At 57.3% G+C, this 15,396-nt stretch carries 15 protein-coding genes, 1 other RNA gene and 1 pseudogene; 9 read left to right on the top strand and 8 right to left on the bottom strand.

The window, feature by feature from the left end; genetic code table 11:
- Positions 1-279: 279 nt before the first annotated feature.
- Positions 280-657, bottom strand: coding sequence for a hypothetical protein (locus ACM3N8_RS01515; RefSeq protein WP_323955488.1), 378 nt, complete (start codon positions 655-657; stop codon positions 280-282).
- A gap of 261 nt (positions 658-918) precedes the next feature.
- Here ACM3N8_RS01515 and radC point away from each other — a divergent pair, with 261 nt between their 5' ends.
- From radC to ACM3N8_RS01485, 6 genes are all read left to right on the top strand, one after another.
- The gene (radC, locus tag ACM3N8_RS01510) at positions 919-1,386 is read left to right on the top strand and encodes a RadC family protein (RefSeq protein WP_416015342.1); all 468 of its coding nucleotides are present in this window, start codon (positions 919-921) and stop codon (positions 1,384-1,386) included.
- Positions 1,383-1,751, top strand: coding sequence for a DUF2787 family protein (locus ACM3N8_RS01505; protein ID WP_128273158.1), 369 nt, complete (start codon positions 1,383-1,385; stop codon positions 1,749-1,751). Before radC ends, ACM3N8_RS01505 begins: the two co-directional genes overlap by 4 nt.
- A 17-nt stretch (positions 1,752-1,768) precedes the next feature.
- Complete coding sequence (locus ACM3N8_RS01500) at positions 1,769-1,897, top strand: hypothetical protein (RefSeq protein WP_257621283.1); 129 nt, start codon at positions 1,769-1,771, stop codon at positions 1,895-1,897.
- Complete coding sequence (locus tag ACM3N8_RS01495; protein ID WP_005345168.1) at positions 1,894-2,037, top strand: hypothetical protein; 144 nt, start codon at positions 1,894-1,896, stop codon at positions 2,035-2,037. Before ACM3N8_RS01500 ends, ACM3N8_RS01495 begins: the two co-directional genes overlap by 4 nt.
- Positions 2,038-2,277: 240 nt before the next feature.
- Entirely contained in the window at positions 2,278-2,829 is a 552-nt protein-coding gene (locus ACM3N8_RS01490; RefSeq protein ID WP_416015341.1) for a recombinase family protein, read from the top strand.
- A gap of 26 nt (positions 2,830-2,855) precedes the next feature.
- Positions 2,856-3,662, top strand: a complete 807-nt coding sequence (locus ACM3N8_RS01485) for a hypothetical protein (RefSeq protein ID WP_416015340.1) — start codon at positions 2,856-2,858, stop codon at positions 3,660-3,662.
- 278 nt (positions 3,663-3,940) lie between these two features.
- Here the strand turns inward: ACM3N8_RS01485 and ACM3N8_RS01480 are convergent, their stop codons facing one another.
- Positions 3,941-4,123 (bottom strand): hypothetical protein, encoded by a 183-nt coding sequence (locus tag ACM3N8_RS01480; RefSeq protein WP_021230269.1) that lies wholly within the window; start codon positions 4,121-4,123, stop codon positions 3,941-3,943.
- A 269-nt stretch (positions 4,124-4,392) separates the two neighbouring features.
- Here ACM3N8_RS01480 and ffs point away from each other — a divergent pair.
- Positions 4,393-4,486, top strand: an RNA gene (gene ffs / locus ACM3N8_RS01475) — signal recognition particle sRNA small type.
- Positions 4,487-4,958: 472 nt separating this feature from the next.
- Here ffs and ACM3N8_RS01470 read toward each other — a convergent pair.
- On the bottom strand, positions 4,959-5,855 hold the full coding sequence (locus ACM3N8_RS01470; RefSeq protein WP_241324857.1) for a LysR family transcriptional regulator: 897 nt from the start codon (positions 5,853-5,855) through the stop codon (positions 4,959-4,961).
- 247 nt (positions 5,856-6,102) lie between these two features.
- Between ACM3N8_RS01470 and ACM3N8_RS01465 the strand changes: the two genes are divergently transcribed.
- Together ACM3N8_RS01465 and ACM3N8_RS01460 are read left to right on the top strand one after the other, a co-directional pair.
- On the top strand, positions 6,103-6,756 hold the full coding sequence (locus ACM3N8_RS01465) for an NAD(P)H-dependent oxidoreductase (RefSeq protein WP_241324858.1): 654 nt from the start codon (positions 6,103-6,105) through the stop codon (positions 6,754-6,756).
- Between the two features lie 70 nt (positions 6,757-6,826).
- Positions 6,827-7,976: pseudogene (locus ACM3N8_RS01460) on the top strand (IS3 family transposase).
- Positions 7,977-8,293: 317 nt separating this feature from the next.
- On the opposite strand, the gene ACM3N8_RS01455 reads toward ACM3N8_RS01460, so the two are convergent.
- The 5 genes from ACM3N8_RS01455 to ACM3N8_RS01435 form a co-directional block, all read right to left on the bottom strand.
- The gene (locus ACM3N8_RS01455; RefSeq protein ID WP_416015875.1) at positions 8,294-12,376 is read right to left on the bottom strand and encodes a putative Ig domain-containing protein; all 4,083 of its coding nucleotides are present in this window, start codon (positions 12,374-12,376) and stop codon (positions 8,294-8,296) included.
- Between the two features lie 211 nt (positions 12,377-12,587).
- Positions 12,588-13,124, bottom strand: coding sequence for a GNAT family N-acetyltransferase (locus ACM3N8_RS01450; RefSeq protein WP_274451975.1), 537 nt, complete (start codon positions 13,122-13,124; stop codon positions 12,588-12,590).
- Positions 13,121-13,663 (bottom strand): phage tail protein, encoded by a 543-nt coding sequence (locus tag ACM3N8_RS01445; RefSeq protein WP_274451974.1) that lies wholly within the window; start codon positions 13,661-13,663, stop codon positions 13,121-13,123. Before ACM3N8_RS01445 ends, ACM3N8_RS01450 begins: the two co-directional genes overlap by 4 nt.
- Before the next feature lie 30 nt (positions 13,664-13,693).
- Entirely contained in the window at positions 13,694-14,269 is a 576-nt protein-coding gene (locus ACM3N8_RS01440) for a phage tail protein (protein WP_274451973.1), read from the bottom strand.
- Between the two features lie 35 nt (positions 14,270-14,304).
- Positions 14,305-14,943, bottom strand: coding sequence for a phage tail protein (locus tag ACM3N8_RS01435; RefSeq protein WP_274451972.1), 639 nt, complete (start codon positions 14,941-14,943; stop codon positions 14,305-14,307).
- Between the last annotated feature and the right edge of the window lie 453 nt (positions 14,944-15,396).

Here is a 15,396-nt window from a genome sequence, read left to right as displayed (position 1 = left end):
TGGAGAAGCATGTCAGGGCTGACGTGCTCCTTAAGCCTTTACAGGCAGGGGCAACGAGATCAAGCAAAAGAGGTGGGAACCTGTACGGGAAAGCCATCTGGGGCAGGTAGAGTAGGTCTGCCGATCTGCTGAAATTTTGGCATTTTTAAGAACTTTTTCTACGAGATTTCATACAGAGAAAGTTCTATAACTAGCTGAAATTTCAGCAGATTGAACATCCAAAATGGCCCCTTTGCCTTTGATGGCGGGCAAAAGGGCCCGATCCAAAATCAGCAGATGTTAGCTTTGTGGGTTCCGTAGAGGCCGCCATACATACTTGGATAGCTCCTTAGCATTTGCCGGGGGCAGAGTATGCATCTTATCTGCTTCGAAACCGAAGAGATTCATCATCTCTGACAGGGAGTGACAGAGGTACTCGCCATCAGCTCGGCTGAAGGTGCCGTCATAGCGCTGGATGAAGTTCGGGGTGAAGCTCTCACCTGTTGTGCAGACAGGCAGTGTCTGTATCTTGAGGTCTTCTGACCCACCTTCTGTAATTTTGATGGCGTACCCGATCAATGGGTAACGCTCAAGGGTTGTTTCTCCGTTGTCATTTGGTTCGACAATGATGTAACCATGCTCATCTGGCTGAGCGGGGATAAAATGAGTTGTTGCCACTGGTGTTCTCCTTCACACAAAACGAGACGATATTGCGAACAATTGGTCTCAAGTGGGTTTTTACCCCTCTTTTTTGACCAGAGATGGAAACATATCGCGTCATAAAAGGAAAAACCGTGAAATCCGTCTAAAAATTTCTAAGAGGGCTCATAGGTGAATGTGGGCCCCTGCACCCCTTATACCAGTCCCGTTCGGATTCAATAACAACCAGACCCCCTGGCATAAGTAACTCGTGTACCCAAACGACGCGAGGTTACTGCTATGTCACACAACTACGGCGATCATCCTGGACAGGACGATCACATCATCAATCAAGCTTTGGCCATTCTGGAGAGCCGACAGCGGCATCTGGGCCAAGCCTTCACTCAGCCCAAAGCGGCAGCAGACTTCCTTCGGCTCAAGATGGGGGAATATGAGCGGGAAGTGTTCGCCGTCATGCTGCTCGACAATCAGCATCGATTACTCGATTACCAGGAGCTGTTCTTCGGTACCATCAATGCGGGCACTATTCATCCCCGTGAGGTGGTCAAGGCGGCCCTCAACAGAAACGCCGCAGCGGTCATACTGGCCCACAACCATCCCTCCGGTATGGTCGACCCTTCAGATGCAGACAAAGCGATTACCACTCGTCTCAAGGATCTGCTTGAGATGGTAGACGTGCGAGTGCTCGACCATTTTGTGGTGGGACAGCACGACGTCGTCTCGTTTGCCGACAGGGGGCTGCTATGACTCCATCCAAACCGCTACAGGCTCTGTTCACCAAGATCATTGGCAGCTACCCCGATGCCACTGCCCTGACCCTCAACTTCCGCAGTCCCGATTATTCCGCCGACACCGGTGGTTACCGTCCGGTCGAAATCCGTCTGGAAAAACGGGCTGGTAGCTGGGGGATGGCCTACGTCACCGAATTCACTTACCTCGGTGGCGAGCTGGTCAAGGATCTCGATTTTGACTTCAACGCCGGGCTGGCATCACAGCTCTGGTGTGGAGAGCGGCCGCTGGCCACCACCATGGACCTCTACCGGCTCTGGGAGAGGAACTTTCTCGACTATCACCGGATGGAGGTCTACCGCCTGAAGATAACCCCTGAGTAATCGCTATGAATGACTTCATGAAAACCTTGCTGCTGGACGCCTTGAAGGCAGCCCTGACGGCGTTCGCGTCTGTAATCGTCAACGCGATGATGGCCCGCTACATGCCGCCACACTTCTACAACATGAACGAAGAGGAGTACCCATGAACAAAATGATCCTGACCTCGGTGACGCTGGTTGCCATTGCAGGGGGAACCCTGATGATCCGCCTCATCGCCCGTGACAAGGCTCATGCCGAGGAGCTGGCCAAGGTATTGCGGATGCCGGGCGGGGCGACGCGTCATTGAGATCCCCCGGTCGGCACCCTGCATGACCAATAGATAGAGCAGCCAGAGCATCTGGTTGACTACCCCTGCGGGCCCTCCATCACGGAGCGGCCCGTTTTCATTTGTATCACTGGCACAGGTCAATAGACCAAGGCCATGTGACGCGAGCGAAAGCAGGACTTTTTGCCGGTCACATGGGTTCCTTTGGACCTTTTGACAGGTCGCGTCAGTGTACCTTGCCCTATTGACCAGGAGGAGACCATGGCACTGGTGGGATATGCACGTGTCAGCACTGTGGGGCAGAGCCTGGATGCCCAGCTTCAGGCACTGGCCGAGTGCAGCAAGATATTCAGGGAGAAGGTGAGCGGGGCCAAGGATGACCGCCCGCAGCTCGCGTTGATGCTGGCTTTTGTTCGTGAGGGAGACGTGGTGATGGTGACCAAGCTGGATCGCTTGGCTCGCAACACTCGCCACCTGTTGGAAATCTCGGAGTACCTGCACGCTAAGCGGGTTGCGCTGAGGATTTTGAATCTGGGTATCGATACCTCGACACCTACCGGAAAACTGATGCTGACCATGATCGGTGCCATCGCCACGTTTGAGCGGGAGCTGATGCTGGAGCGTCAGGCTGAAGGGATTGCAATGGCAAAACAGCGTGGGGTCTACAAAGGTCGCAAGCCGACTGCCATGGCTAAAGGGGAGGAGGTGCTGTCACTCGCTGAACGGGGAATAGCCAAGGCCGAAATCGCACGTAGGACGGGGATCAGCCTCTCTAGCGTGCAGCGGATCTTGCGAGGACTCTCTGGCGAATAAATGGTTTTGACAACAAGGATAACGACATGGAACAAGAGAAGACGAAACAAGAGTCCGGCCGGTTCTTCGAGCAGCGGGAAACTGCATCGGCACAGGTCGCGGGCAAGTGGGCCCGCTATCGTAATTGGCTAAAGCAATCTGTGCGACTAGAACTTCCAGCAAATTCAACCGAGGTCAACAATAACCCTTACCTGCGGGGCGGGATCTGCAGTTATAACGCCTATCTCTCGGGTATGCTGAGGGCCCACTTGTGGGGGTTGTGGCTGACGGCATTCCTCGTGCTTGTCTGGCAGTTTCTATTGCCTCGGATGGACCTTGTTATTAACCACGATGCGGGGCTCTGGATCATCATGGGCACGGTTGTAGTTGGGACATTGCACTGGGCCATTCTGGTCTTTATTGGCTATGAGAAACGCCTCCAGGCAGCCGCACTCACAGACCCATTGAGCCGCATGATCTGCGTTGCTATCGTAACGATTACTGCGGCAGGAGTGATTCTTGGCTGGTATCTCAGTATCGAACGGTCGGCATGGTTCGCTCGCTTTGCCGAACATTCGAGAATTAATGCTGAGGTCTATGGGCGGGGCTTTGATGTTACGGCCAAGACAGCAGAGCAGTTGTCTTCAATGGGTTACGATTCATGGATATTGGCAGGCCAAGTGATGGTCTACGTTGGCTTGGCTCTGCTCTTCTTGATCCCAAGTTACCGCAACAGCGATAACCTTACAGAGGAGACGAAAGAGGAGATTGGGAAGGTGCAGGGATATCCTACCCAGATCTTGTTATTGTTCCATTTGCTTCTGCTGTTTCCGGCAGTGGCGATTCTGGCCTAGTAGACTTGAAGGAGCTCACATCAGAGCTCCTTTTCTTTAGCAGGTATGCAAGGCATCAAGCCGGTAGCGGTGCTTGGCTCGGCAACCACGGCACCATGATTGTATCCTGGTTACACCAGCCATCCGCCTGAATCCGAACTCTCCTGCTCGATAGAACACATGAACGCCAGCCTGTTCTGAACAGTTCGGGCAGCTTTTGAGTTTCTGCCCATTTTGATGGAACACAACAGAATGATTGAGGGGCTGGCCACAAGAGCACTGGTCGGTCATCGATGAACTCACTTACGGCGGTTGTCGGTTTCTTTGGCTACCCCTTTGAAGGGCTCCCCACCTTGTTTCTGCTCGATAAACTTGCCGCTATCCGTATCGCGTTTCGTCCAGTTCCCGTTAACCGGGTTCTGAACTTGGGTACGGTCGTTGACGGAACCTTGTCGATAGCCTTTGCCTGTGTTCGTAGCCATATGTCACCTCGGGTTTAAGTGAGACCCAAAGTTACCATTAGATTTTATTTTGCTCAATATTGGGTTGATTGTTGAGCTGCTGAGGGAGGGGATGGGGTCTGTAATGAGGTGCTTGCAGTGTACGGGGGAGGGCGGGTAGGATTAGCCTGTTTGTTACCAATTTAAGCATGTCCACTTGATGTGGATGACCGTACTTCCGGCGGATTCTCGCTTGTTGAGGTTTCAGAACACTGTGATGGCAATCAGTTCCATCCCCAAGTGCCTGATTTATTTGGGCTCGCATTGATAACTCGTCAACCTGGTCAGGACCGGAAGGTAGCAGCCAAGGCGGGGGACTCGAGTGCCGGGATGTGGCTGGTGGGGCCACCACCTGTTTCTGAACTTCAATAAGTTACCTTCCAATTCCCCTCAGACCTCTTGGTCATCCACTTTGTGTGGATGACTGATAGCATCTGCAATGCGTTTCTGGCTCAGTTCCCGATACATCAGTCCCTAAGACATTTGCGACTCTCGGAAGGTCGGCACCCCTGCTGTCGTTGCCGACGGACATCCATAAACCGCTCGGCACACGGGATAGGCTGGCAGTCCAAAACAAGCTCGCCCAGTTATTTGTCTGTGCGCGTGCTCGCGTAAAACCCAGCCGTCATCTCTGCCATGGTTCCAGCCTCCGCCCCCTATGATGGGAGCGTTTGGATTGTTGTGAGCAAGCGGCCGATCCTCTCTGGTATCTGCCGGTTCGGTGACATGCGTATCCCGGCCCAAGCGACTATGCAGGAGCAACAAGGGCGAACGAGCGCTGTTGAGCACCTTCAGCAACAGCTGAAAGCAGGCTTGCTCAGATGACAGCCCGCCGCGCGTACTCGATGAATGCCTTCAACTTGGACGGTTGATCATGCCGGCTGGGGTAGTACAGAGAGAAGCCTGGAAAGGTCGGCGAGAACGGTGCAAGGACTCGCGTCAGGCGCTTTGCCTTGATGTGTGGCAGGGCCAGCTGCTCAAAGGTGTAGGCGATCCCGACGCCTTCCAGTGCCGCCTCCGTACTGAACAGGGTGTCCGTAATGGTCAGGTTGCCCTTGACCTCGTACTCGACGATTTCCTCATTCACCTTGAACTCCCATTTGTGGATCGCGCCTGTTCCGGCGAAGCGGAAGCGGATGCAGTTGTGCTGCACGAGGTCGTCCGGATGGCTGGGCGTGGGGAAGCGCGCGAGATAATCAGGAGAGGCGACGATGGCGACTGTGATGGGGCCGCCAAGGGGAAGGGCGACCATGTCCTTGTGCAGATCTTCTCCCATGCGAATGCCCGCATCGAAACCCCGCTCGACGATGTCGACGAAGCCTTCGTCATTCGTCAGTTCAAGTTTCACGTTCGGATGCTCACGAAGGAAACCTGCCAACAGCGGTTGCAACACCATTGAGGTCGAAATGCGTGCGGCATTGATGCGTAATGTGCCGGTGGGCCCACCTTGCAGGACGTTCAGCTCTTCACCCGCCACAATGACCTGACCGAGTGCCGGGCCGATGCGGGCAAGGTAGTCCTCCCCAGCTTCCGTCAGGCTCACGCTGCGTGTAGTGCGATTGAGCAGGCGTACGCCGAGACGCGCTTCCAGCTGCCTGATCGCCTGGCTCAGCGCAGAAGGCGATACCTCCAGTTCGGCAGACGCGGCAGTGAAGCCGCGATGCTCCGCGACTTTCCAAAAGGCCATCAGGCCGTCGAGTTGATTGAGTTTCATATCTTGAAGCATAACTTCATATGGTGTGCAGGATTAAGCTATTTTTCTGCGCTAATGCGGCGCCTATAGTTGCCTTCACCGTGAAGGAGGAACCCATGAAAACCAATCCGCAAGATTGCCATGCCCTCGGGCCTCTTTCCCTCAGGTGTCGTGACGTCCTGGTCAGCGTGATGGACCCCACGACGCCGAAACCAACAGGCAAGTGAGAAGGCTCATCAGACCATTGATTATTGAGGAAAAGAAGACGATGAAAAACGTATTGATCATCAACGCACATCAGTTTTTTGAAGGCATCTCCGGCGGCAAACTGAACAGCACCCTGGCAGGCGTCATCAAGCAAGAGATGGCAGCGCACGGCTATGCGGTGAAGGAGACATACATAGAGCAGGGCTACGACGTTCAGGGCGAGGTCGACAAGCATCTGTGGGCAGACATCATCATCCTGCAATCGCCGGTCTTCTGGTTCGGCATGCCGTGGATCTACAAGAAGTATGTCGATGAGGTATTTACCGCGGGCATGTTCCAGCAGCGCTTTCTGTCGGGTGATGGCAGGACGCGCGAGGATCCGCGCAAGCAATATGGCTCTGGCGGCAAGATGCATGGCAAGCAGTACATGCTGTCGCTGACTTGGAATGCACCGAGGGCGGCATTTGGCGATGCTGGGCAGATGTTGTTCGAGGGCAAAACGGTGGATGACGTCTTCGTCAGCAACACGGCCAACTACAGGTTCTGTGGCGTAGAGGTGTTGCCCTCCTTCTCGTGCTTCGATGTGATGAAGCAGCCGGATGTTGCAGGCGCTATTGAAGAATTGCGTGGCCATCTGGATGCCATCTTTGATCCCGTTGCGAGCCCCCTGCCTCAGGTGGAGAGTAAGATGGACGAGGCACTCACATCCCCTTGACGACGTCTGAATCGCCCCTACTTTCCTAGGCACCTCACAGCCTTAAAATGAGGCAACTATTGGAGGTGTTATGACCCGTCAGCGTTATCCAGAAACATTCAAAATCGAAGCGGTTAAGCAAATCACCGAGCGCGGGCGACCGGTGGCTGACGTTGCACGAGTCCTCGGGGTATCCAGCCACAGTCTGTATGCCTGGCTCAAGCAGTACGGTAAGCCTGCTGACCAGCAGCTCGAAGAGTCTGTCTTGCAAGCCGAGATCCGCTGCCTGAAAGCCGAACTGCGCCAGGTCACCGAGGAGCGCAATATCCTAAAGGAGGCCGCCGCGTACTTTGCCAGCGAGTCAAGGAAAGGTACGCGTTCATAACCTCCCGACTCGACCGGTACAGTGTCGTTACCCTGTGCCAGCCCCAGGGGGTTCACCGAAGTGGCTTCTACGTGTGGCTGAAACAGCCTACATCGCCACGACAGCAGGAGGACGAACGACTAACGGGGCTGGTCAAGCAATCCTGGCTGGAAAGTGGTGCTGTATACGGTTATCGCAAGATCCATCGCGACCTTCGTGACTTGGGGGAAGCCTGCGGCAAGCACCGAGTGGCCAAATTAATGAGGCGGGAAGGACTGTGTTCGCAAACGGGCTATCAACGCCGCAAGGGCATTATGGGGGCAAGAGCCCACAGGCAGCCCCAAACACGCTGGCACGTCAGTTTAAGGTGCCAGCCCCCAACATCTCCTGGGTGACTGACATTACCTACATCCGCACTCAAGAAGGGTGGCTGTACCTGGCGGTGGTGCTCGACCTGTTCTCTCGCCAGATCGTCGGCTGGGCGATGAAATCACGCATGACGGCAGACTTGGCGGTTGATGCGTTATTGATGGCCGTCTGGCGGCGCAAGCCCAAGCAGCCGGTACTGGTGCATTCGGATCAGGGCAGCCAGTTTACCGGTGGTGAATGGCAGGACTTTCTGAAGGCTCACAACCTGAGTTGCAGCATGAGCCGACGTGGCAACTGTCACGACAATGCTGTCGCCGAGAGCTTCTTCCAGTTGCTCAAACGGGAGCGGATCAAGCGCAGGATTTACGCGACAAGAGACGAAGCCCGCAGCGACGTATTTGATTATATCGAGATGTTTTACAACCCAATCAGGCGCCATGGTTCCAATGATGGGCTGTCGCCGGTAGAGTTTGAAAGGCAATTCAATGTTCAACAACAGAGTGTCTAGAAAATCAGGGGCGATTCAAGTAGCTGCCCAGCCAGAACCTCAGTCAAACTCCCTATCGTAACCTCAGCAGCCACAACAACAGATGCAATCTGCGGCCAATCCTGCCCCTCAGTCAGCCCTGATGGCTCCTTCTGCTATTTCATCCCCTGTACTCTCAGAATTCAGTGAGCGCACCCTGAAAGAGAGGGCACTTTCCTGGGCACCAAAAGCGCTCAGCAACCAGAAGAACTAGAGCGGTTACTTCATCACGGTGAATGCTCAACACTCCGCCGGAGTATGGCGGAGTGTTGTTTTGTTGCTATCTCCCAGACCTGGGTTCAGAACCTGCCATTTAAGCCCACTCGGAAAGTGTCGTTGCGTTCATTTGATCCAAGATTGATTTTGTATGAAACCCCTAGCTGCCAGGCGTGTCCCAGGTTGAAGTCGATACCCATATCCAGGCCGGCTAAATCGCTGTCCTGAGCATCGGGCTTGAGGCTGTAAAGCATGCCTTCGTCGCCCTGATCGGTATAGCGCATCTTGTAGTCGCTACTACGACTGAAGTTGTGGCCCCAAGCCAGGCCAACCTTGGGTGTCACCACACCAAGCGGAGCCATCAGGTCATAGCTAGTACGCACACCGAGGTAGGATGTGAAATTCTCTTGGCGTTGCTCTTCATAGGACAGACCGTAAATGCCGCCACCACTTTCACGGTAAGCCTCCATGAGGGTTGTGCTGGCGTTCAAGCGGCCGTAAGGCGCCAGCGACAACGGCCCCTTGCGGTATTCATAGCTGGCAGTCAGGGATGCGAACAATTGATCTGCATCCCGCGAGCCACTGGCATAGTCATCTGCGCTGTCGGTGATGTAACGGCGTGAATCAAAACTGATACGGTTGTAGCCCAGCAGGCCGTCGACATATACCTGCGGCGCCTGGTTCAGGCTTAGATAAGTGGCGATACCGATGGCCTTCCCATCACTGCGAGTGTTGTTCTTGCCGATATCACTGCGGTCGTTGCCGTAGCCGATACCGACACCGACGATGGCAGTTGGTGATAGGCGATAGTCTGCACCGGCGCTCAGGCCCAGCGTAGTGAAGCTGTTGTCTTGCGCGCCCTGCGCATGGGTAGAGCCGATGTTGACGAAGCCGTCGCTCCAGAATGCCAAGGCGTCCTGTTTGCAGCCGTTCTGCACCGAGGTTGCGGCCTTGCCTTTTTCCAGTTGTGCCTGGTTGGCGGAATCTCCTTGCTGACTCTGGATAGCTTTGGCGATCTCGCCCAGAGGCATGGCACTGTCATCCTTGCGTAAACTGGCATTGAACGAATTACGGTCGCAATTTGTTTGATGCAACTGCTCAAGACGTCGGTTGAAGTTGTCCATCTGAGTGCCGGCGAAGCGCTCTGCTGTTCGGGTTTGAGCGTTAAGCAGGCCGATAACTTCGGCATCCTTGGTCGGGTCTGGACGTTCCTTAATGATGAAGCTGACGGTGCTGGCTGAGCTGGCACCGCTACCGTTCCGCAGGCTGAAGCTGACGATTGCCGTCCCAGCGAAGGCGACCGACGGTACGAAACGCATCGAGAAGCGGCCCATCATCGTTACTCGCCCGGCGGAGGCAGGGGTGACCGAACCCAGAGTTGCCTGGGTGAACGGACCACCGGTGGCACCTTGGGTCAGGTCGACTGTGGCAGACTGCCCCACGGCCAGGATCTGGCTGGATGCTGGCACGGAGATCTCCATGGCAGAGATGGTGATCGAGAAGTTTTGCAAGCTGCTGGCACCTTTGGCATCAGTGACTGTGATGGTCAGGTCGGTAGTGCTGGCGGTGCTTGGCGTACCGCTGATGAGGCCTCTGGTGGCATTCAGGCTCAGGCCCTCAGGCAGGGCGCCGTCGGTGATCGCATAGGTGTAGGGCGCGGTGCCGCCGGAGGCGGTGAGCGTCGCGCTATAGCTGGTGCCGACAGTGCCGTTGCTCAACGTTGTGGTGATCAGGCTGATGCTCGGCGGGCTGACGGTGATGGCCACCGTAGCCGGGCCGGAGGTGCCGCTGGCGTTGGTGGCTGTGTAGGTGAAGCTGTCGGCACCGGAGAACCCGGCGGTCGGGGTGTAGGTGATGCTGGTGCCGCTGGCGGTGGCAGTGCCATGGCTGGCGGCGCTGGCCACGGCGACGCTGGTGGCAGCGCCGCCACTGAGGGCCAGGCTGATCGGGTTGGCACTGCTGTTGGCGGCGACAGTGGCGCTGACGGCACCGGCGACTGGGGCCTGGGCATCGATGGTGAGGGTGTAGGCCTGGGAGCCGGTCGCGCTGTTGGCATCGGTGGCGGTCACGGTCAGGTTGCTTGCGCCGCTGGCGCTCGGCGTGCCACTGATGGCACCTGTGCCGGTATTCAGGCTGAGGCCGGCCGGCAGACTACCGGCGGTGATCGCATAGGTATAGGGCGCTGTGCCGCCGGAGGCGGTGAGCGTCGCGCTATAGCTGGTGCCGATAGTGCCGTTGCTCAACGTGGTGGGGCTCAGGCTAATGCTCGGCGGACTGACGGTGATGGTCACCGTGGCCGGACTGGAGGTGCCGCTGGCGTTGGTGGCGGTGTAGGTGAAGCTGTCGGCACCGGAGAACCCGGCGGTCGGGGTGTAGGTGATGCTGGTGCCGCTGGCGGTGGCAGTGCCATGACTGGCGGCGCTGGCCACGGTGACACTGGTGGCAGCGCCGCCACTGAGGGCCAGGGTGATCGGGTTGGCACTGCTGTTGGCGGCGACAGTGGCGCTGACGGCACCGGCGACTGGGGCCTGGGCATCGATGGTGAGGGTATAGGCCTGGGAGCCGGTCGCGCTGTTGGCATCGGTGGCGGTCACGGTCAGGTTGCTTGTGCCGCTGGCGCTTGGCGTGCCACTGATGGCACCTGTGCCGGTATTCAGGCTGAGGCCGGCCGGCAGACTACCGGCGGTGATCGCATAGGTGTAGGGCGCGGTGCCGCCGGAGGCGGGGAGCGTCGCACTGTAGCTGGTGCCGACAGTGCCGTTGCTCAACGTGGTGGGGCTCAGGCTGATGCTCGGCGGGCTGACGGTGATGGTCACCGTAGCCGGGCTGGAGGTGCCGCTGGCGTTGGTGGCGGTGTAGGTGAAGCTGTCTGAACCGGAGAACCCGGCGGTCGGGGTGTAGGTGATGCTGGTGCCGCTGGCGGTGGCAGTGCCATGGCTGGCGGCGCTGGCCACGGCGACACTGGTAGCAGCGCCGCCACTGAGGGCCAGGGTGATCGGGTTGGCACTGCTGTTGGCGGCGACAGTGGCGCTGACGGCACCGGCGACTGGGGCTTGAGCATCGATGGTGAGAGTGTAGGCCTGGGAGCCGGTCGCGCTGTTGGCATCGGTGGCGGTCACGGTCAGGTTGCTTGCGCCGCTGGCGCTTGGCGTGCCACTGATGGCACCTGTGCCGGTATTCAGGCTGAGGCCGGCCGGCAGACTACCGGCGGTGATCGCATAGGTGTAGGGCGCGGTGCCGCCGGAGGCGGTGAGCGTCGCGCTATAGCTGGTGCCGACAGTTCCGTTGCTCAACGTGGTGGGGCTCAGGCTGATGCTCGGCGGGCTGACGGTGATGGTCACCGTAGCCGGGCTGGAGGTGCCGCCGGCGTTGGTGGCGGTGTAGGTGAAACTGTCTGAACCGGAGAACCCGGCGGTCGGGGTGTAGGTGATGCTGGTGCCGCTGGCGGTGGCAGTGCCATGGCTGGCGGCGCTGGCCACGGCGACGCTGGTGGCAGCGCCGCCACTGAGGGCCAGGGTGATCGGGTTGGCACTGCTGTTGGCTGCAACCGTAGCGCTGACCGGGCCTGCGATCGGTGCCGGTACTGTGTATGTATAACCGTTGGTCAGGGTTGCGCTGCCACCAGGTGTGGTGACTACCACGTTCACCGCGCCGGCGGCGTGGGCCGGGGTGGTCGCGGTGATGGTGGTGGCATTGTTGACTGTGTAGCCGGTGGCCGCTGTTCCGCCAAAGCTTACGGCGGTAGCGCCAGTCAGATTGGTGCCGGTCAGGGTGACTGAGGTGGCGCCAGCGGTGGAACCACTGTTCGGTGCAGCGGAAGTCAGGGTCGGTACTGCGGAGCTGGTGACCACCAGGGTATAGGTGGCGACACCACCCTGATTCAGGCCGTCATTCAGGGTGATGCTGAATGTGTAGGTGCCGGCCGTAGTTGGCGCGCCGTGGAGCGTGGTGGTCGGGCTGCCCGGCGACGGGTCTAGGATCAGGCCGGGAGGCAGGCAGGGCGTCACGCCATCGTAGTCCGGGTCGTTGGCATCGCACTCCACCCATTGGTCCAGCGGCAAGGCGCCGCCGGTCGAGCTGATGGGGATACTCATGGACTGACCTACCGCCACGCTGGGCAAGGTACTGCCCGAAGCTGGACTGGTGATCACGGGAGCTGCGGCCATTGCCTGGGTGGGCAGTGCCAACATGACCAGCAACATAAAAAGTGAAATCAGCGGGCGTTTTACTCTGGTACCTGGCGCGGTAAGTAGTGTTCTCATGATGGCTTCCTGCCTTGCGACCGGTTCGTGGCTCGTATCCAACGTGAATGTTGATAAAGGTCCTACGGTTACGGCATGGTTACAGCTAGTCCAATCCACTGCTCTTGCATGGTGTTCAAGGGTTGTCGAGGTTCTGTTTGACAGCAGGCTTGGCAGGTCGCTGCATCTGGGTATAAAGGCCGCTATCAGCACAGGGCTGGAAGCCAAGTCGTTCATAGAGTCTGCGGGCCGGGCTGCCTTGTTCGACGCTCAGGCTGCAGGACTGACGATCGGCATCCGCCTCGGCGAGCAGGGTGCGCAGCAACTGAGTACCTATGCCCCGGCCTTGCCAGGCGGGGAGCAGGGCAATATCGACGATGCGCATATCATGGGCCTCGCGATTCACGCACAAACGCCCGATCGGGCTGCCGGCCTGCTCAACGATCAAAAAGTCCGCGGCGGGAAAGTGATTTTCATAATGCTGGCGTTGCAGTTCGGCCTGTGAATACAGGAACGCCCGGCGCTGGGCATCGTTCCAGCCCGGTACCGCGCGGACCTCGACCCAACGGCGTGACAGATACAGCTCACACAGAAAGGTCCGATCGTGGTCGTTCTGCTTGCGCAGTACGACCACCTGGTTCGTCGACAGTTGGAGGTGGACGGAATGAATCATTGGGATCTTATCGGGTACTCGCCATCAAGGCAGATGCAATAGGACAGCGTCAGGAAGGGTTGCATGGTGTTACGCATCGTTGGCGGTGGTGCAGCGTTTCCGACTGGCGCCACTGTGCCGGCGGCCAGTTTGGGGTCGGTCGCCGACGGAACGGTAGCGTTGTACAGACGGATATTGCGGGGCTGTGCCAAATAGGCGGTGTTGTTGGGGGTGTCCACGGCTGCGGCTGTTTCGCTGCCATCCTTGGCCAAGACCATGTGGCTATGGGACGAGATGTTATCTGGCTTCAGTTCTATACGATCGGCGCCCAACGGGGTTCCGACGTTCGTTCCTATGGTACCACCTGAACCCATGGCAACCCGTCCGTTGAGATTGGGCAGCCTGAAATTCTGCCCTGATGTGCCGCCATAAAGCGTGCCAATCACCGAATAGAGCGCGGGATTCTGCTGAACAGTCATGAGCGATCCATCGCAATAGGCCCAGTTTTGTGGGGCAAAGTTGTAGGGAAACAGTCTGATTTCACCGGTAAAAGCGTCCATGAGCGGTCGTCCCAGATTGAGTGGTTAACGTTACTGGCTGCGAGTCGGATACAAGCCGACCAGACAAATGATGTAGCTGACCGTCAATGACCCCATCAGGTTGTCATGCGCGGTTGCGTTGACACCGGGTGGAACCAGTGCCGTGTCGAGAAAATTCGGGTGCAGGGCGTGGGGAGTGGAGGTGCCGGTTCCCGCGCTGTACAGACCGGTGATGATGCCCGCCCCCGGGAACTTGCCGAAGGTCATTTTGTTGGGATCAGTCGAGGGGGACGGCACTGAGGACGTGGCGTCGCTGGTGCTCACCATAAAGGAGTGGGTATGGTTTGGCGTGTTTTCCGGGCGCATGGTGACGGAGGCTTGGCCCATGGTGTTCGCCAGCACTCTTGGGGTCAGGCCCGGACCACTTCCCGAGCCTACGGGCAGGCGGCCGCGGTAGTCCGGCAGGCCGAACGTGGTGGCACCGTTGCCGCCATATAGGGTTCCCAGTAATGAATACAGAGCTTGATAGTCGTTGATCGACAGGGTTCTACCGTCACACAACGCCCAACCTTCAGGCGCATAGTTGCCGGCAAACATGCGAATTTCTCCGACGAAGGCTTCAGACATGTCAGTTTCCTTGCTTGAGAGTCTGTAAACAGCGATTACTGGCGCGGTGGGTAGATACCCGTTGTAGCAATGCAAAAATACCCGACGATGGAGGGCTGCATGTTTGGCATGGGCAAGCCCTGGGTCGGCACAACGGTGGCACTGTTGAGGGACACCAGATTGGTCGCCGCCGGGGCATAAGTCGGTTTTGCAACCGCCCCCACGGAGTTCGAACTGATGGCGGGAATATTGCCGGAGGGGCCAGCGGTGCCGGGAGCGTTCGAGACATGGGTGGCATGGGTGTGCGCGAGCAGTGACGTCAGGGGCAAGGCCACTGTTTCGCTCCCCCCTTGGCTGCCCAGCGCATGGGTATCCATGATCGGAGGGAGAGTCGAAGCCTGAAAGTTCTGCCCCAGGGCAACCCGGCCGCGCAGATCCGGCAGGCCGAAGGTGGTGGTGCCGTTGCCGCCAAAGTTTTTGCCCAGTAGGGAGGCCAGTGCGACATTGCTGTTGAATGGCAGAACCTGCCCCTCACAGGGAAGCCAGCCTTCAGGTGCCCAGCCCCAGGGGAACAGGCGAATTTCACCAAGAAAGGGATCCATGTTCTTTTCTCCTTGAACAAGATAATGGCGCCAAATCCATTTACCGCAGGAGAGTAGCAAGCGCTTGTAGACAATAGACAGGTTTGGATTCATTTGGCAAGTGCATTTTTTAATGTTTAATTGCGCTTGCTACGAACCTCGAATAGTTGATGTATTTACTCAACATCTATTGCCATAAAAAGCACTGAAGTGACTTAGCGTAAAATTGTAGAAAAATACCATGCTGTAACCAGCATCTATCCTTCAACCTATATCACATTCGCACGCTATACCGTCGAATGTATGCGTTGAAATGCTGCGTGCACGCTGCACTATCAAAGTGAACTGGCCAACTGAAAGGATGGGTGCTTGCGTCACTTTTCTTCTCTATCTACTGCAATGATTGACATCAATGCTATCTAACTCGATATCGAACAATGGATAGTTATGCCGGCATCACAGGCCAGGAGCGTATAAAGCTGATTTATCATGCCTAATCAAAATATATGGCTGATCGTAGTAAAATCTCTAGCAGGCTAGCTAAGGTATAAACTCGAATATGAGATA

It is taken from the genome of Aeromonas sp. A04 (assembly GCF_047780465.1).
GTDB classification, from domain to species: domain Bacteria; phylum Pseudomonadota; class Gammaproteobacteria; order Enterobacterales; family Aeromonadaceae; genus Aeromonas; species Aeromonas bestiarum.
This window is presented reverse-complemented; position numbering and strand designations above follow the sequence as displayed.